This is a genomic window from Streptacidiphilus jeojiensis, from assembly GCF_042510965.1.
Lineage (GTDB): Bacteria > Actinomycetota > Actinomycetes > Streptomycetales > Streptomycetaceae > Streptacidiphilus > Streptacidiphilus jeojiensis.
In genome coordinates, this window is sequence record NZ_JBEUKS010000003.1 from 395,380 (window position 1) to 412,888 (window position 17,509).

Annotated in this window: 16 protein-coding genes; 9 read left to right on the forward strand and 7 right to left on the reverse strand. The window is 72.9% G+C overall.

What is annotated here, in order from left to right:
* The first annotated feature begins 1 nt into the window (after window position 1).
* Genes ABUW04_RS10795 through ABUW04_RS10835 form a run of 9 tightly spaced genes read left to right on the forward strand, consistent with a single transcriptional unit; the run spans window position 2 to window position 10,643 of the window.
* Entirely contained in the window at window positions 2-1,243 is a 1,242-nt protein-coding gene (locus tag ABUW04_RS10795) for an amino acid ABC transporter substrate-binding protein (RefSeq protein WP_380564298.1), read from the forward strand.
* Window positions 1,240-2,124, forward strand: coding sequence for a branched-chain amino acid ABC transporter permease (locus ABUW04_RS10800; RefSeq protein WP_030261752.1), 885 nt, complete (start codon window positions 1,240-1,242; stop codon window positions 2,122-2,124). The genes ABUW04_RS10795 and ABUW04_RS10800 overlap by 4 nt, the downstream gene beginning before the upstream one ends.
* A complete protein-coding gene (locus ABUW04_RS10805) occupies window positions 2,121-3,941 on the forward strand; it encodes a branched-chain amino acid ABC transporter ATP-binding protein/permease (RefSeq protein ID WP_380564299.1) in 1,821 nt (606 codons plus the stop codon). The genes ABUW04_RS10800 and ABUW04_RS10805 overlap by 4 nt, the downstream gene beginning before the upstream one ends.
* Window positions 3,938-4,738, forward strand: coding sequence for an ABC transporter ATP-binding protein (locus tag ABUW04_RS10810; RefSeq protein WP_380564300.1), 801 nt, complete (start codon window positions 3,938-3,940; stop codon window positions 4,736-4,738). The genes ABUW04_RS10805 and ABUW04_RS10810 overlap by 4 nt, the downstream gene beginning before the upstream one ends.
* Window positions 4,735-6,366: an FAD-dependent monooxygenase gene (locus ABUW04_RS10815; RefSeq protein ID WP_380564301.1), complete on the forward strand. Its 1,632-nt coding sequence runs from the start codon at window positions 4,735-4,737 to the stop codon at window positions 6,364-6,366. The genes ABUW04_RS10810 and ABUW04_RS10815 overlap by 4 nt, the downstream gene beginning before the upstream one ends.
* On the forward strand, window positions 6,363-7,166 hold the full coding sequence (locus tag ABUW04_RS10820) for a TIM barrel protein (protein ID WP_380564302.1): 804 nt from the start codon (window positions 6,363-6,365) through the stop codon (window positions 7,164-7,166). The genes ABUW04_RS10815 and ABUW04_RS10820 overlap by 4 nt, the downstream gene beginning before the upstream one ends.
* A complete protein-coding gene (locus tag ABUW04_RS10825; protein ID WP_380564303.1) occupies window positions 7,163-8,872 on the forward strand; it encodes a dihydroxy-acid dehydratase in 1,710 nt (569 codons plus the stop codon). The genes ABUW04_RS10820 and ABUW04_RS10825 overlap by 4 nt, the downstream gene beginning before the upstream one ends.
* Entirely contained in the window at window positions 8,869-9,765 is an 897-nt protein-coding gene (locus tag ABUW04_RS10830) for a fumarylacetoacetate hydrolase family protein (protein ID WP_030261762.1), read from the forward strand. Before ABUW04_RS10825 ends, ABUW04_RS10830 begins: the two co-directional genes overlap by 4 nt.
* The gene (locus tag ABUW04_RS10835; protein WP_380564304.1) at window positions 9,762-10,643 is read left to right on the forward strand and encodes an NAD(P)-dependent oxidoreductase; all 882 of its coding nucleotides are present in this window, start codon (window positions 9,762-9,764) and stop codon (window positions 10,641-10,643) included. Before ABUW04_RS10830 ends, ABUW04_RS10835 begins: the two co-directional genes overlap by 4 nt.
* 72 nt (window positions 10,644-10,715) lie before the next feature.
* On the opposite strand, the gene ABUW04_RS10840 is transcribed toward ABUW04_RS10835, so the two are convergent.
* Genes ABUW04_RS10840 through ABUW04_RS10870 form a run of 7 tightly spaced genes read right to left on the reverse strand, consistent with a single transcriptional unit; the run spans window position 10,716 to window position 17,505 of the window.
* Entirely contained in the window at window positions 10,716-11,723 is a 1,008-nt protein-coding gene (locus ABUW04_RS10840) for a sugar phosphate isomerase/epimerase family protein (RefSeq protein WP_380564305.1), read from the reverse strand.
* Between the two features lie 40 nt (window positions 11,724-11,763).
* Window positions 11,764-12,915 (reverse strand): Gfo/Idh/MocA family protein, encoded by a 1,152-nt coding sequence (locus tag ABUW04_RS10845; protein ID WP_380564549.1) that lies wholly within the window; start codon window positions 12,913-12,915, stop codon window positions 11,764-11,766.
* A gap of 38 nt (window positions 12,916-12,953) precedes the next feature.
* Entirely contained in the window at window positions 12,954-14,063 is a 1,110-nt protein-coding gene (locus ABUW04_RS10850) for a Gfo/Idh/MocA family protein (protein WP_380564306.1), read from the reverse strand.
* A complete protein-coding gene (locus tag ABUW04_RS10855; protein ID WP_380564307.1) occupies window positions 14,048-14,716 on the reverse strand; it encodes a ThuA domain-containing protein in 669 nt (222 codons plus the stop codon). The genes ABUW04_RS10850 and ABUW04_RS10855 overlap by 16 nt, the downstream gene beginning before the upstream one ends.
* Entirely contained in the window at window positions 14,713-15,594 is an 882-nt protein-coding gene (locus tag ABUW04_RS10860) for an NAD-dependent epimerase/dehydratase family protein (RefSeq protein WP_380564308.1), read from the reverse strand. The genes ABUW04_RS10855 and ABUW04_RS10860 overlap by 4 nt, the downstream gene beginning before the upstream one ends.
* 40 nt (window positions 15,595-15,634) lie before the next feature.
* Window positions 15,635-16,549, reverse strand: coding sequence for a carbohydrate ABC transporter permease (locus ABUW04_RS10865; protein ID WP_084715257.1), 915 nt, complete (start codon window positions 16,547-16,549; stop codon window positions 15,635-15,637).
* Window positions 16,546-17,505 (reverse strand): carbohydrate ABC transporter permease, encoded by a 960-nt coding sequence (locus ABUW04_RS10870; RefSeq protein WP_380564309.1) that lies wholly within the window; start codon window positions 17,503-17,505, stop codon window positions 16,546-16,548. The genes ABUW04_RS10865 and ABUW04_RS10870 overlap by 4 nt, the downstream gene beginning before the upstream one ends.
* Window positions 17,506-17,509 lie beyond the last annotated feature (4 nt).

Consider the following 17,509-nt stretch of genomic DNA (forward strand, 5'->3'; position numbering starts at 1 on the left):
CATGCGTCCCACCGCTCACGCCCCTCTGCGCCGCAGACCCCGCCTCGCCCTGTGCCTGGGAGTCCCCCTGCTGCTGGCCGCCGCCGGCTGCGGGGCGAGCTCGACCAGCCACGCCGGCTCCGGCTCGGGGACCATCACCATCGGCATGTCCCTGCCGCTCAGCGGCGCCGTCGCCGACAACTCCAAGAGCGGCTACCAGGGCTACCAGCTCTGGGCCGACCAGCTCAACGCCCACGGCGGACTGCTCGGCCGCAAGGTCAAGCTGGTGGTCCTGGACGACGGGTTCACCCAGAGCACCGCCATCTCCGACTACAACAAGCTGATCGGCCAGCAGCACGTGGACCTGCTGCTGGGCACCTTCTCGTCGTTCCTGAACCTGCCGGTGGCCGAGGTCGCCGAGCGCAACAAGTACGTCTACATCGAGCCCTCCGGCGGCGCCGACTCGATCTTCGCGCGGAACTTCAACTACCTGTTCTTCGCCCAGCCGGCCACCACCCAGAACCTGCCGGACCAGTTCGTGGCCCAGATCGCCGCCCTGCCCGCGGCCCAGCGCCCCCGCACCGCCGCCTTCGTCACCCAGGACGACCCCAACACCTCCGAGGCCACCAAGCTGTTCAAGGACCAGCTGGCCAAGCTGGGCGTGAAGTCGGTCTACGACTCCACCTACGCGCCGGACACCTCCAACTTCGACGCCATCGCCAACGCCATCAAGCAGGCCGCCCCGGACCTGGTGGTCCAGGGCGCGCTGGCCGAGGACGGGGTCTCGCTGATCCGCTCGTTCCAGAAGGTGGGCTTCACCCCCAAGACCCTGTTCCAGACCAACTCGCCGTCCGACACCAGCTACCCGGACGCGGTGGGGACCAGGAACACCGAGGGCGTGCTCACCGCCCTCGCCTACAGCCCGGACGCCCCCACCCCGGGCAACGCCGCCTTCGTGTCCGCCTACAAGGCGAAGTACAGCACCGTCCCCTCCGACGACGCCGCCAACTCCTACACCGCCGGACAGGTCCTGGCCGCCGCGGTGACCGCGGTCGGCAGACTCGACCAGAGCGCGATCGCCGACTGGCTGCACAAGAACTCCGTGTCCACCATCGTCGGCCCGCTGTCCTGGGACGCCGCCGGCAAGCCCAAGGGCTCGCTGCTGCTCGCGCAGTGGCAGAACGGCAAGCTGCAGATCGTCGCCCCGGCCGCCGAGGCCACCAGCAAGCAGATCGAGTGGGCCAAGCCCGGGTGGTCCCAGTGACCCTGCTGCTGCAGACCCTGATCTTCGGCTGCCTGATCGGCGGCGTCTACGCCCTGATGTCCTCCGGCTTCACGCTGATCTTCGGCGTGATGGACGTGATCAACCTGGCCCAGGGCTGCCTGCTGATCACCGGCGCCTACCTGTCCTGGTGGATGTGGCAGCGGACCGGCCTGGACCCGCTGCTGCTCGGCGTCCTGTCCTCGGCCGCCCTGTACGGCATCGGCTGGCTGCTCTACAAGGGCGTGGTCGCCCGGGTGCAGCGGGTGGACCCGGGGCTGACCCTGGTCGCCACCTTCGCCGTCGCGGTCGCCGGGGAGGGCGTCATCGCGCTGGTCTTCGGCACCTCCGACCGCAGCGCCACCCCCTCCTACTTCAACACCTCCTTCCACCTCGGCTCCCTGAGCGTCCCCAAGGCACAGCTGTACGCGTGCATCGGCGCACTGGTCGTCCTCGGCGGCCTGTACGCGCTGCTGCGCGGCACCTTCCTGGGACGCGCGATCCGGGCCTGCGCCTCCAGCCGCGGCGGGGCGGAACTGGTCGGCATCGACGTGGAGCGGGCCATGGCGCAGATGTTCGCGCTGGGCGCGGCCACCACCGGCTTCGGCGGCGCGGCCCTGTCCGTCCTCTACCAGTTCCTGCCCGACTCGCAGGACATCTGGATCGGCCGGGTGCTGTGCGTGGTCGTCCTCGGCGGCCTGGGCAGCCTGCCCGGAGCGCTCGCCGGAGCCGTGGTCCTGGGCCTCGGCGAGGCTCTGACCTCCACCTACTGGGACGTACGCTGGACCACCGCCGTGCCCTACATGCTCATCCTGGCCATCCTGCTGCTGCGCCCCCAGGGCCTGTTCGGCATCACCCTGCGACGCGAAGGAGCCCGGGCATGACCGCGCGCAACCGCCGCCTGCTGCGCCGGGGCGCACCCGCCCTGGGCGTGCTGCTGCTGGCCCTGGTGCCGCTGACCGGCGACATCTACTACCAGAACATGCTGATCATGACGTTCGTGCTGGCGGTGCTGGCCAGCGGCTGGAACACGATGGCCGGGTACACCGGCTACGTCTCCCTGGGCCACAGCGCCTTCATCGGCATCGGCGCCTACACCGCCGGGGTCGCCTCGGCCCACTGGGGCGTCTCCCCGTTCCTGGTCGCCCCGCTCGGCGGCGTGGCAGCGGCCCTGGTCGCCCTGCTGCTGTCGGTGGTGACCCGGCGCACCCGCGGGCCGGCCTTCGTGATCGTCACCTTCGCCCTGCTGGAACTGCTCGGCCTGACCGTCCGCAACTGGACCTCGGTCACCGGCGGCAGCAAGGGACTGCTGATGCCACTGCCCACCTGGGGCGTGGACATCCAGGACTGGCCCTTCTACTACACCCTGCTCGGACTGCTGGTGCTGGCCGTCGCCCTGGCCGCCGGCATCGCCCGCACCAAGCTCGGCATCGGCCTGGTGGCCATCCGCGACGACGAGGACAAGGCCGCCGGCATCGGCATCAGCACCCCCGCCTACAAGTCCCTGGCGTTCATGGCCAGCGCGGTGCTGGTCGGCGTGGCCGGTGCGGTCTACGGCTACTACGTCTCCTTCCTGGACCCCGGGGCGATGTTCGACATCGTGCTCAGCGTCGAGGCGGTGCTGGCCGCGCTGATGGGCGGCCGCGGCACGGTGTGGGGACCGGTCCTGGGGGCGTTCATCCTGGAACCGCTGTCCGAGGTCACCAACTCGCACCTGGGCGGCTCGGACGCGGGCGCGCTGCGGCTGGTCTTCTTCGGCGGCCTGCTGCTGGCCGTCACCCTGCTGCTGCCGCGCGGCATCCTGCCGCAGGCCGCCGAATGGCTGCGCCGACGCCGCACCCGCGGCGCCACCAGCCCGGTCGGGCGACGGCTGGCCGACGCCGAACTGCCGGCCACCCCGGTGATGCGACCCCGGGCGCAGACGGAGGACACCGCCCTGCTGCGGCTGACCGGGGTGAGCCGGCGCTTCGGCGGACTGGTCGCCGTGGACGACTGCGGCTTCGAGGTCACCCGCGGCTCGATCACCGCGCTGATCGGCCCCAACGGCTCCGGCAAGACCACCGTGTTCAACCTGGTCGACGGCACCTACCCGGTCACCGCGGGCCGGATCGACTTCGACGGACGGCGCATCGACCAGCTCGGGCCCACCCAACGGACCTTCGCCGGCATCGGCCGCACCTACCAACTGCCGCGGTTGTTCCCCAGCCTGACGGTGCTGCAGAACGTCGCCGCGGCCTGCGGCGGGTTCCGCCCCGGCAACCTGCTGCGCAGCGCCGTCTCCGGCGCCGAGGCCGCCCGCGCCACCGAACTGCTGGAGTTCGTCGGCCTGGGCGACTACCTCACCGCCCGCGCCACCGACCTGTCCTACGGGCAGCGCAAACTCGTCGAACTGGCCCAGGTCCTGATGCTGGAACCGCAGCTGATCCTGCTGGACGAACCCTGCGCCGGCATCAACCCCACCCTGATCCGGCGCATGGCCGCGCTGATCCAGGCGCTCAACCGGGCCGGGCAGACCTTCCTCATCGTCGAGCACGACATGAACTTCGTGCTCTCCCTGTCCGACCCGGTCGTCGTGCTGTCCCGCGGCACCGTCATCGCCTACGGCGCCCCCGACGACATCAGCGCCGACGAGCAGGTCCGCGAGGCCTACCTCGGCGCGGACTTCGCCCTGGACGCCGCCACCGCCGGAGGCACAGCATGATCGAGATGCATTCCGTCGTCGCCGGATACGGCGGCGGGGACGTCCTGCAGGGGCTGGACCTCTCGGTCCGACCCGGCACCATCACCTGCATCGTGGGCCCCAACGGAGCCGGCAAATCCACCGTGCTGCGCGCCATCAGCGGCCAGATCCACCCCCGCGAGGGCGAGATCAGGCTGGCCGGCGCCGCCATCCACGGGCACAGCCCGGCCGCCGTCATCAGCGCCGGCATCGTCCAGGTGCCCCAGCACAACGGCCTCTTCGCCGACCTGACGGTGCGTGACAACATGCTGCTGGGCGGCTACCTGATCCGCCGCGACAAGGCCCGGCTGCGCCGCCGCATCGCCGAACTCGAAGAGGTCTTCCCGATCGTGCGCGAGCGCGCGGACGAGAAGGCCGCCAACCTCTCCGGCGGCCAGCGCCGCATCGTCGAGTTCGCCAGGGCGCTGGTGCTGGAACCGCGGATGGTGCTGCTGGACGAACCCACCCTGGGCCTGGATCCCAAGGCCAGCGCGCTGGTCTTCGACAGCACCCGGATGATGCGCGACCTGGGTACCACCGTGCTGATGGTGGAACAGAACGTGCGGTTCGGACTCAGGCTCGCCTCGCACGGAGTGGTCATGGAGCGCGGCCGGGTGCTGCTCGCCGACAGCTCCGAGGCGCTGCTGGCCCGCCCGGACATGGCCGCCATGTTCTTCGGATCCTCCGCACCCCCGGCGGACCCGGCCGAACCCGAACCCGAACCCGGGTCCGGTACCGGACCCGGCACCGACCCGCAGCGAGAGGACGCCCACCTGTGACCGCGACCCACCCCCCAGTCGCCATCGTCGGCGCCGGACCGGTCGGCCTCAGCGCGGCCATCGCCCTGGCCCGGTTCGGGGTGCGCAGCACCGTCGTCGAGCGCTCCACCGGCACCTTCGAGCACCCCAAGGCCCGCGGCGTGCGGGTCCGCACCATGGAGCTGTTCCGCCAGTGGGGCCTGGAGGACGAACTGCGCGCCCACGCCCTGCCGCCCGAGGCGCTGCGCTTCATCTACTGCGACACCCTGGCCGGACACGAGCTCGCCCGCACCCCCGAACTGGAACCCCGCACGTTCGACGGCAGCCCCACCACCAGCTGCCGGGTGGCCCAGGACGCGGTCCACGACGCCCTGCTGCGCCGCGCCCGCGCCGAACCCCTGATCGAGCTGCGCACCGGAGTCACCGCAGGACCGGTCACGCAGACCGCGCAGCAGGTCCGGGTCGCCCTGGACGACGGGACCACGCTGACCGCCCGGTACCTGGTCGCCGCCGACGGCGTCGGCTCCCGGATCCGCGCCGACCTGGGCATCCCGATGACCGGGGAGCCGGTCGTGTCCTGGTGGCAGAGCGTCTACTGGCACGGCGACCTGGACCGCTACGCCGCGCACCGGCCCTGCATCCAGTTCGTCACCGGCGCCGACACCGGGCAGCACGTCCAGATCGCCTCCGTCGACGGCCACCGCCGCTGGATCACCCTGATCGCCCTGCCCCCCGGCCAGGACCGGCCCGCCGACCAGACGGCCGAACAGGCCCTGGCTGCCATCCGCGGTGCGGTCGGGGACCCCGACCTGGCCGTGGAGATCCGCGACATCGCGACCTTCCGGGTCAGCGCCATGAACGCCGACCGCTACCGCGAGGGACGGGTCTTCCTCGCCGGGGACGCCGCCCACGTCCTGCCGCCCACCGGCGGCATGGGCATGAACAGCGGCATCCAGGACGTCCACAACCTGGCCTGGAAACTCGCCTTCGTGCTGGCCGGACACGCCGATGCCGCACTGCTGGACAGTTACGACGCAGAGCGCCGGCCCGTCGCCGAGGCGAACCTCGCCTGGAGCCTGGACAACGGCAAGCGGTTCCCGGCGATCCGCCGGGCCCTGGCCGAGGGGGACACCGTCCGCAGCCGCGAACTCCTGGACGCCCAGGGCGGCCACGTCAGCGCGCTGGGCCAGGACCTCGGCTTCGGCTACCGGCACGGCGCCCTGGTCCCCGAACCCGACCCGGCCCCGGCGTTCGTCCCCGAGCACTACACCCCCACCGCCCGGCCCGGGCACCGCGCCCCGGCCGTGCCGCTGCGGGACGGAGGCTCCACGCTGGACCTGTTCGACGACGCCTTCACCCTGCTGACGGGGGGTCACGGCGGAGCCTGGCGGGACGCTGCGGAGCAACTGTCCGCCGGGCCCTGGCTGCGGACCCTGGCCGTCGACCACGGCCGGCTCCGCGATGCCGCGGCCGACCTGCACGCCGCCTACGGGATCAGCGCCACCGGCGCCGTGCTGGTCCGCCCGGACGGCCATGTCGCCTGGCGCGCGACCACGCTGCCCGAGGACCCCGTCGACACCCTGCACTCCGCCCTCACCGCGCTCCACCTGAACGCCGCCCGCCCCGCAGCCGCCGGCGGGCGGCGATGACCCTGCGCTACAGCGCCCACCTGAACACCCTGTACGGGGCGGTGCCCTGGCCGAGCCGTCCGGCCCGGGCCGCCGGGGACGGATTCGGCTGCGTGGAGCTCTGGGCCCCGCCGGCCGACCAGCGCGAGGTCCTGGCCCTGGAGTTGGACCGGCTGGCCCTGGAGGTCGCCTGCGTCAACACCGCCGAGGGCCCCTACGCGGACGACTTCGGACAGTTGGGCAACCCCGCCGCCGCGGCCTGGTGGCGCGAGGACTTCCGGCAGACGCTGGCCTTCGCCCGCCGCATCCGTGCCGGGGCGATCAACGTCCTGGCCGGGGGCCGCCTGGCCGGTTCCTCGCGCGGGAACCAGCTGGCCACCGCCCACGCCAACCTGGCCTGGGCGCTGACCACCCTGCGCGAGGGCGACCCGCAGCTGCTGCTGGAACCGCTCAACGCGGCCGACCGCCGCTCGCCGCTGCTGCGCGGGGTGGACGACGCCCGCGCGCTGATCGACCGCCTGGACCGGCCCGGGTCGCTGCGGCTGCTGTTCGACGCGTACCACCTGTTCCAGGAGGAGAGCGACCTGCTCGCCGTGCTGCGCGACGCCGAGGACTGCATCGGGCACATCCAGATCGCCGACTGGCCCGGCCGCGGCCGCCCCGGCACCGGCCGCATCCCCTTCCCCGAACTCCTCGACGCGATCGAACGCCTCGGCTACGACGGCTGGATCGGCCTGGAGCACTTCCCCCACCCCGCCGAGGAGCCGACCGTGCCACCCGCACCGCACCGCCGCACCGCCGCCACCGGGGGCCCGGCATGACCCAGGACCAGGTGATCCAGGATCAGACCGACAGCTCCGCGCTCGACGGCGACGCGGGGTTCGCCGCCCGGTCCTTCCTCCGCTCCGGCGGCCTGACCAGCGACCAGGTCCGCAGGCGCCCGGTGATCGGCATCGCGACCAGCTGGAGCGAGCTGAACCCCTGCAACCTGCCCACCCGGCCGATGGCCGAGGCGGTCAAGCGCGGCGTCGCGGCGGCCGGCGGCATCGCGCTGGAGTTCCCCACCATCTCGCTGGCCGAGTCGCTGGTCCACCCCACCACGATGCTGCTGCGCAACCTGATGGCGATGGACGTCGAGGAGATGATCAGCGCCAGCCCGATCGACGCCGTGGTCCTGCTCGGCGGCTGCGACAAGACCGTCGCCGCCCAGCTCATGGGGGCGCTCAGCGCCGACAAGCCCGCCCTCTCGCTGACCACCGGCCCCCGGCCGGCCGGCCGCTGGCGGGGCGGCGAGCTGACCATCGACGACTCCTGGCGGATCGCCGACGAACGCCGCAGCGGCCTTCTCGACGACCGGGCCTGGCGCGAGGTCGAGGGCTGCATCAGCCCCGGCCCGGGCGTCTGCAACGTCATGGGCACCGCGGTCACCCTGGCGATGATCGCGGAGATCCTGGGCTTCGCCCCACCCGGCAGCAGCCTGCTGCCGGCCGGCAGCCCGCAGCGGCTGGCCTCCGCCGAGCAGGCCGGGGCGCGAGCCGTGGAACTCGCCCGCGACCCGGTCCTGCCCAGCCGGCTGGTCACCCGCGAGGCGCTGACCGACGCCTGGCGGCTGGTCTGCGCCACCGGCGGATCCACCAACGCCGTCATCCACCTGCAGGCCCTGGCCGGCCGCGCCGGAGTGCGGCTGAGCACCCGTCATCTGCGGGAAGCCAGCCGGACCACCCCCACCCTGGGCCAGGCCCGCCCCAACGGCCCGCACACCCTGGCCGATCTGCACGACGAGGGCGGAGTGCCGGCCGTGGTCCGCGAACTGGGCCCCCTGCTGCACCTGGACCGCCCCACCGCCGACGGCAGCAACTGGCGCGAGGTCGCCGCCGGGACCGCACCAGGACCCGGCCGCGCGCTGCGTCCCGCAGCCGACCCGGTGCACCCGCACGGGGCGATCGCCGTGCTGCACGGCAGCCTGGCCCCCCGCAGCGCCGTCATCAAGCGCAGCGCCGCCTCGCCCCGGCTGCTGCGGCACACCGGACCCGCCCTGGTCTTCGACGGCCTGGCCGACCTGCGGGCCCGCATCGACGACCCCGACCTCCCGGTCACCGCCGACACCGTGCTGGTGCTGCGCGGGGCCGGCCCGATCGGCGGACCCGGCATGGCCGAGGTCGGCGGACTGCCCATCCCCGCCAAGCTCTACCGGGCCGGGGTCCGCGACATGGTGCGGGTCTCCGACGCCCGGATGAGCGGAACCGCCGCCGGCACCGTGGTCCTCCACGTCACCCCGGAGGCCGCGGTCGGCGGCCCGCTCGCCCTGGTGCGCGACGGCGACCCGATCCGCCTGGACGTCCCCGCCGGGACCCTGGACCTGCTGGTGGACCCCGACACCCTGGACCGGCGGGCCCGCGACACCCCGCCGGCCACCGCCCCCCGCCCCGCCCGCGGCTACCGCCGGCTGTACGCCGACCACGTCGGCCAGGCCGACGAGGGCTGCGACTTCGACTTCCTGCACGCCACCCCGGAGGAGACCCCATGAAACTCGTCAGCTTCGGCCCCGCCCGCGCCGAGCAGCCCGGTGTCCTGGACGGTGACGCCGTCGTCCCGCTGGCACCGCTGCTGGCCGACCTCGGCATCCCCGGCGCCGGCATGAACGCCGTCCTCGGCCTGCTGCCGCAGCTGCGCCCGCTGATCGCCGAACTGCTCGCCGACCCGACGGCCGACCGGATCGCGCTGGACGCGGTGCGGCTCGGACCGCCGGTGCCCGAACCGCCCACCCTGGTGGTCATCGGCGGCAACTTCCACGCCCATGTCGCCGAGATGGCGGGGATGAACGGCGGCAAGCCGCCGCAGCAGCCGATCATCGTGCCCAAGCCCACCAGCAACGTCATCGGCCCGCACGACCCAGTCGTCAGGCCCGCCGTCACCGCCGAACTGGACTACGAGGCCGAGATGGGCGTGGTCATCGGCCGTGCCGGACGGCACATCCCGCGCGAGCGGGCCCTGGAGCACGTCGCCGGCTACATGAACATCCAGGACATGACGGCCCGTGACCAGATCCTGCCGCCCGGCGAACCGTGGATGCACGTCCAGATGGGCCGGGCCAAGGGCTTCGACGGCTCCAGCCCCTGCGGACCCTGGCTGCTGACCGCCGACGAGGTCGCCGACCCGCAGGACCTGCGGGTCCGGATGTGGGTCAACGACGAGCTGCGCCAGGACGGCAACACCGACGACATGGTCGTGGACGTGGCCGGACTGGTCGAGAGCGTCAGCGCGGTGTTCCGGCTGCGCCCCGGCGACATCCTGATCACCGGCACCCCGGCCGGCGTGGGCGCGAAGATGGAGCCCCCGCGCTTCCTGCAGCCCGGCGACCGGATCAGCATGTCGGTGGAGGGGCTGGGCCGCACCGACAACCCGATCGTGGCACCATGACGGCCGGCGCACCCCGCACCGTCGCCTTCCTGGGGCTGGGCGCGATGGGGGCACCCATGGCCGGCAGGCTGCTGACGGCAGGTCACCGCGTCGTGGTCTGGAACCGCACCCCGGCCCGCGCGCAGGCGCTGCGCGCGGCCAGCGCACAGGTCGCCGCGACCCCGGCCGAAGCCGCCGGTGCCGCGGACCTGGTACTGGGCTGCCTCCTCGACGGGGCCGCCGTCGAGGAGACCTACCTGGGACCGGACGGCGCCGCCGAGGCGGCCCGGCCCGGCCAGGTCTTCGTCGAGCACGGCACCTTCGCACCGAAGCTGGCGCGGGACCTCGGCGCGTTCCTGGAGGCGCGCGGCGCCGACTTCCTGGATGCGCCGGTCACCGGAGGCCCGGAGGGCGCCGCCGCCGGGACCCTGACCACCATGGTCGGCGGCTCTGCCGCGGCGCTGGCCGAGGCCGCCGCGGTGCTGTCGGGGTATGCGTCGAGGATCCGTCACGTCGGCGGCCAGGGCGCCGGCTTGGAGCTGAAGCTGGTCAACCAGATGCTGGTCAGCTGCCATGTGGCGGCCGCCGCCGAGGCGGTGGCGCTGCTACAGCGAAGGGAGGTGGACCTGGAGGTCGCCCGCGAGGTCCTGGGCTCGGGCTGGGCCGCCAGCACCATGCTGGAGCGAACACTGACCCGGCTGACCCGGGCCCCGCACGAACCCTCCGGGGCCACCCTCGCCGGACTGCTCGAACCCCAGCGCCTGGCCGCCGAACTGGCGGCCCAGGCCGGAATGCCGCTGGCGCTGCTCCCCGAGGCACAGGCGCTGTTCGTCCGAGCCCGAGACCTCGGCCTGGGCGGCCACGACCTGTCCGGACTGGCCGCCGCGGTCGGCGGCTGACCTCCTTCGAACCACCGCAGCAGCGGTCCCCTGCCGGGGGATGCCGGGCTCGGGACCGCTGCCGCTGCCGGTTCAGGAGGTCTGACTGAAGGCGGCGTCGAAGGAGGCTGCCGGGGGCTCGATCCTGCTGAGCTCGCGGACCAGGGCGAGTGCGGCGGGGGCGCCGACCAGGCGGTCCATGCCGGCGTCCTCCCACTCGACCGAGATCGGCCCGTCGTAGCCGATGGAGTTGAGCATCCGGAAGCAGGCCTCCCACGGCACGTCGCCGTGGCCGGTGGAGACGAAGTCCCAGCCGCGCCGCGGGTCGCCCCAGGGCAGGTGCGAGCCCAGGCGGCCGTTGCGGCCGTTGAACTGCTTGACGGACTCCTTGCAGTCGACGTGGTAGATGCGGTCCCGGAAGTCGTAGAGGAAGCCGACCGGGTCGAGGTCCTGCCAGACGAAGTGGCTCGGGTCGAAGTTGAGCCCGAAGGCGGGCCGGTGGCCGATCGCGTCCAGGGCGCGCTGGGTGGTCCAGTAGTCGTAGGCGATCTCGCTGGGGTGCACCTCGTGCGCGTAGCGGACGCCGACCTCGTCGAAGACGTCCAGGATCGGGTTCCAGCGCTCGGCGAAGTCGGCGAACCCGCGCTCGATCATCTCCGGCGGCACCGGGGGGAACATGGCGACGGTGTGCCAGATGGACGAGCCGGTGAAGCCGACCACGGTGTCGACGCCGAACCTGGCGGCGGCCCGCGCGGTGTCCTTGATCTCCTCGGCGGCCCGCTGCCGCACGCCCTCGGGCTCGCCGTCGCCCCAGATGCGGTCGGGCAGGATGCCGCGGTGGCGCTCGTCGATCGGGTGGTCGCAGACGGCCTGGCTGGTCAGATGGCAGGAGACGGTCCAGACCTGGAGGCCGTAGCCGTCCAGGGTGGCGCGCAGCGACGGCAGGTAGGCGTCGTCGGTCAGTGCCCGGCGGACGTCGAAGTGGTCGCCCCAGCAGGCGAGTTCCAGGCCGTCGTAGCCCCACTCGGAGGCCAGTCGGCAGACTTCTTCGAGGGGGAGGTCGGCCCACTGGCCGGTGAAGAGGGTGACGGGTCGGGGCATGGTCGCGATGCCTTTCCGTTGCGGGTGGGGGTCGGTCGGTTCAACTGCCGTCCGGGACGGCCGTCCAGACGCTGTCGGCGGCGGCGCTGTCGGTGACGGCGGCGAGCACCCGCTGCACCTGGAGCCCGTCGGCGAACGACGGCGCCGGGTCGGTGCCGGTGGCGACGGCCTCGACGAAGTCCTTCACCTGGTGGGTGAAGCTGTGCTCGTAGCCGATCAGGTGGCCCGGCGGCCACCAGGCGTCCATGTAGGGGTGGGTCGGTTCGGTGACCAGGATCCGGCGGAAGCCGGCCGTGCGCGGGTCCTCGCCCCGGTCGTGGAAGGCGAGTTCGTTCAGCGACTCGCAGTCGAAGGACAGGCTGCCCTGGGAGCCGCTGACCTCGATCCGCATGGCGTTCTTGTGCCCGGTGGCGAAGCGGGTGGCCTCGAAGACGCCGATCGCGCCGCCCTCGAAGCGCGCGGTGAACAGGGCCGCGTCGTCCACGGTGACCGCGCCGCGCCCGCTGCCGCCGGAGGCGGACAGGCCGCTGGACGCCTCCGGCAGCGGCCGCTCGGGCACGATGGTCTCCAGCAGCCCGCTGACGCCCACGATCTGTCGACCGGTCAGGTACTGGGCCAGGTCGATGCTGTGCGCGCCCAGGTCGCCGAGGGCGCCGGATCCGGCGCGGTCTGCCTGCAGCCGCCAGACCAGCGGGAAGTCCGGGTCGACGATCCAGTCCTGCAGGTACTGGGCGCGCACCTGGTGCACGGTGCCCAGCCGGCCGTCCGCGATCAGCTGCCGGGCCAGCGCCAGGGCGGGGACGCGCCGGTAGTTGAAGCCCACCATGGAGCGCTGTCCGCGCCGGGACGCCTCGGCGGCGGCGGCCGTCATGGTCCGGGCCTGCTCGGTGGTGTTGGCGAGCGGCTTCTCGCAGAGCACGTGCTTGCCGGCCGCCAGCGCCGCGAGGGCGATCTCCGCATGGCTGTCGCCCGGGGTGCAGATGTCCACGACGTCGATGTCGTCGCGGGCGACCAGGCGCTTCCAGTCGGTCTCCCAGTCGGACCAGCCCTGGGTCTGCGCGGCAGCCCGTACCGCCGGTTCGGAGCGGCCGCAGAGCACGGCGAGTTCGGGCCGCAGCGGGAGGTCGAAGAAGCGGGGTGCGTTGCGCCAGGCCTGCGAGTGGGCGGTGCCCATGAAGGCGTAGCCGACCATGCCGACGCGCAGGGGGGCTTTCTGACCGTCCGTCGGACTCACTGCTCCTCCGGCCGGGCGTCCAGCGGCACGGCCGCGGGTCGGGCGCAGCTGCTGCCGACCTCCACCGCCTGTCCCGACTCGGCCGCCGCGAGCAGCGACTCCATCACGTCCAGCACGTGGTAGGCGAGTTCGCCGTCGGCCCGGTGCGGGCCGCCGGTGGCGATGGCGCGGGCCAGGTCGGAGACGCCGTAGCCGCGCGAGGCGCCGCGGTAGCCGCCCGACTCGGGCACCGGGGTCCACTCCTGCCGGCTCGCGTGGAAGCGGCTCACCTGGCCGTCGAAGCCGTTGGGGTCGGGGACCCAGAGGGAGCCCTCCAGACCGTAGACCTCGATCCTGGGCAGCTGTCCGGCCCAGATGTCGAAGCTCATCATCAGCGTGGACAGCACGCCGTCGGCGTGCTCCAGGACGCCGGTGACATGGGTGGCGACCTGGACCGGGAAGCTCGTCCCGGCGTTGGGGCCGCTGCCGACGGTGCGGGTCGGCTGCGGGGTGGCGGACATGCCGACCACCCGCCGCACCGGGCCGAGCATGGTGACCAGCGCGGTCAGGTAGTAGGGGCCCATGTCCAGCAGCGGGCCGCCGCCGGGCCGGTAGTAGAACTCCGGTGCCGGGTGCCAGCGTTCGTGGCCGGGGGTGACCATGAAGGCGGTGGCGGCGACCGGTCGGCCGATGGCGCCGGCGTCCAGCTGGGCCCGGGCGGTCTGTACGCCGGTGCCGAGCACGGTGTCCGGGGCGCAGCCGACGCGGACGCCGGCCCGGGCCGCGGCGTCCAGTACCTGGCGGGCCTCGGTGGTGTCGGCGGCCAGCGGCTTCTCGCCGTAGACGTGCTTGCCGGCGGCGACGGCGGCCAGGGCGATCTCGGCGTGAGCGGCCGGGATGGTCAGGTTGAGGACCAGGTCCACGTCGGGCGCCGCGAGCAGTTCCGCGGGGGTCAGCGCGCGGGCGCCGGGGACGGTGTCGGCGGTCGCCTCGGCCCGGGCGGGGTCCAGGTCGGCGACGGCCGTCACCCGGACGTTGTCCAGCTGGGGGAAGGTCTTCAGGTATGCGCCGCTGATCTGGCCTGCTCCCACCAGACCGATGCGCAGCGGGTTCACCGGGTCGCCCATGCCATGCCCTCCTTGATCATCGTGTCGACCTGGGGTGTCTCGAGGTCGGCCAGGTTGTGGCCGAGGGTGGTGACGAAGACCCGGCCCGCGCCCCAGCGGCGGGTCCAGGTGACGGGCATGACGGTGCCCGCGAGTTCGGGGTTGTCCGGGTCGTCCTCGAAGTCGGTGACGGCCAGTACGTCGTTGGCGGGATCCAGGTGCAGGTAGTACTGCTCGGTGGTGATGGTGAAGGCGGTGATGCCGCCCAGCGCCGGGTGGTGCGCGCGCTCGGGGACCGGTCGCACCCGGTAGGTGACGAACCCGCTGGGGTGGTGCACGAACTGACCGCCCGTCATCAGCTGGTAGGCGGTCTCGCCGCGGAAGGAGTCGACGATGCCGCCGTGCCAGCCGGCGAAGCCGGTGCCGGCCCGCACCGCGCGGGACAGGCCGGCCGCCTGCGGGCCGGTGATCTCGCCCATGGTCCAGCACTGCACCACCAGGTCGGTGCCGGCCAGCAGTTCCTGGTCGAGGTAGGAGTCGAGCGTGTCCGAGACGGTGACCTGGTAGTCCGCCTCCTTGAGTGCCTGTGCGTAGCGGTCGGAGGCGGCGACGGGCACATGGCCCTCCCAGCCGCCGCGTACGACCAGGGCCTGTTTCCGTGGCGTTGTCGTCATGCCTTCTCCTCCTGGCGGGCGGCGTCCTGCCGCCAGCCGTGAATGGTGGTGAATCCGAGCAACTGCGTGGCCAGATGGGTGGCGTAGGGGGTGCCGTACCCGTCCGGGGCGCGGTCCAGCGGGGCCGACGGGTGGTAGCGGGTGAGCAGTTCGCGGGTGGGCCGGGTCGCGGTGGTGTCCGGGGCCACCAGGTTGATCAGGTGATGGCCGGTCAGCGGCCGGACCAGCGCCGCCTCGATGCCCCGTGCGGCGTCGCGGGTGTCCAGCCAGGACCACAGCGCGCCCCGGTCCAAGGCGGGGTCGGCCTGGACGTAGCGCAGGTGGTCGCGCAGCCGGTCGCCGCTGCCCAGGAAGGGGAAGCGCAGGCTGACCACGGTGCTGCCCCAGCGCCTGGCGGTGGTCTCGGCGATCAGTTCGCCGAGGTGCTTGGAGAGGCCGTAGACGTCCTCGGCGAGATAGGGGTGACGCTCCGTCACCGGGATCTCGGTGGGCGGGCGGTGCCGGGCGGACCAGGCCATGCCCAGGGCGGACAGGCTGGAGACGTAGACGATCCGCGGGACCCCGGCCCGCCCGGCCGCGTCGAGCACCTGGTAGGCGGCCATGACGTTGTTGGAGAACACCTCCTGCTCGGTGCCGGACGTCGGCGAGGGCAGCGCGGCGGCGTGCACCACCGCGTCCATGCCGGTGACGACGGAGCGTGCGTGCTCGGGGTCGAGCAGGTCGCCGCAGGCGGTCTCGGCGGCTTCGGCGGCCGGGTCGGCCCCGGCGTCCTGCGGCGGGGTTCGGTCGTGGGCGCGGACGCTCCAGCCGCGGGCGGTCAGGTGGGCGACCACCTCGCGGCCCAGCGTTCCGCGGGCTCCGGTGACCAGGACTCTCACGTTTCTGCGTTCCTTTCGGGGCCCGGGTGTCGGGGCCGGGTCAGCCCTTGACCGCGCCGGCCAGGCCGTTGACGAAGTAGCGCTGCAGCAGCAGGAAGAGGACGACCACCGGCACCACGATGATCAGTGAGGCGGCCATCAGCACGTTCTGCTGGGGGGACGCCGAGGAGCTGAGGTTCTGCAGGCCCAGCGGCAGGGTGTAGCTGGAGGGGTCGTTGAGCGAGACCCGGGACAGCACGTACTCGTTCCAGGTGGGGATGGCGGTGAGCAGGGCGATGGTGACCAGCGCGGGTCGTACCGCGGGCAGGTGGATCGACCAGAAGGTGCGCAGCTCGCCGGCGCCGTCGCAGCGTGCGGACTCCCGCAGTTCGCCGGGCACCGCGCGGAAGCTGTTGGTGAGCAGCATGATCGACAGTGGCGCGGTGCCGTTGATGAACGGCAGGATCAGGCCGATCCGGCTGCCCAGGATGCCCAGGTCGCTCTGCAGGATGACCAGCGGCAGCAGCACGGTGATGCCGGGGACGAACAGCAGTGAGACGAAGGCGCCGTAGAGCAGTCGGCGGCCGGGGAAGCGCAGTACGGCGAAGGCGTATCCGGCCATGGAGTAGAACAGCAGCACGCCGGCGGTGGTGCAGACGGTGATGATCAGGCTGTTGCCGAAGTAGCGCAGGAAGTGCAGCTGGTTCCAGGTCTGGACGAGGGTGGACAGGGTGGGGCGGTGCGGGATCAGGTGGCCGCCGGAGAGGATCTCCTTGCTGTCCTTGAAGGCGCCGGAGACCATCCAGGCGAAGGGGTAGGCGCTGACCACGGCGTAGAGCAGCAGCAGGACGTAGGCGACGGTGCGGCCCAGGTTGCGCTGCACCGGGTGGCTGCCGGGGGCCCGGGAGGGGCGGTCGGCACGGTCGGGGTCGGGGGTGGGCTTGGTGGGCGCGGCGACGGCGGCCGGGGCGGTCATGTGCGGCTCCGCAGGACTCGGACGTTGATCGCGGCCAGGATCAGCGCGACCACGAAGAGCAGCCAGCCAAGGGCGCTGGCCAGGCCGAGGGTGGGTCGCAGGCCGGAGAAGAAGGCCAGGTTGTAGGACTCCAGGCCGAGGACGGTGGTGTGGCCGCCGGGGCCGCCGTTGGTCATCACCAGGAAGATCTGGAAGCCCTGGAGCGCGTCGCGCATGTTGAGCATCACCACGGCGGCGGTGATCGGGCGCAGCAGCGGCCAGACCACCGCGGTCATGGTGCGCAGGGTGCCGGCGCCGTCGGTCCTGGCCGCGTCCAGCACCGAGGAGTCGATGCTCTGCAGGCCGGTGAGGTAGAGCAGCATGGCGACCGGGATGGCCGACCAGGCCATCACCACGATCAGGGTGGGCAGTGCGGTGCTGGGGTTGCCCAGGAAGCCCTGGGGTTGGGCCAGGGTGCCCAGGCCCAGGTGGCGCAGTACGTAGTTGAGCGAGCCGTCGGGCTGCAGGACGTAGGTCCAGGCGTAGAAGACGGCGATGCCGGCGGTGACGTAGGGCAGGAAGAAGACGGTGCGGAAGAAGCCGCGCAGCCGGGTGATGCTGTTGAGCAGCACCGCCAGCGGGAAGCCGACGGCGACGGCGAGCGCGGGTACGGCGACCATCACCACGACGGTGCGCAGGGCGGCGCTCTGCACCACCGGTGCGATGACCGGGTCGCGGTAGAGCAGGTCCAGGTAGTTGCCGACGCCGACCCAGGTCCAGTGCGGGGTGAAGCCGTTCCAGCGGGCGAAGCTGAGCAGCAGCCCGTAGATGATGGTGTAGACGCCCATCAGGGCGAACAGGGCCACGGCGGGCAGGACGAAGCCGTAGCCGGTCAGGGCTTCCTTGACGCGTTGCGAGCGCAGGGTGGCGGGGCGGCGCGGTCGGGCGGTGGTGTCGAGGTTCTCGGGGGTGGCCAAGGCG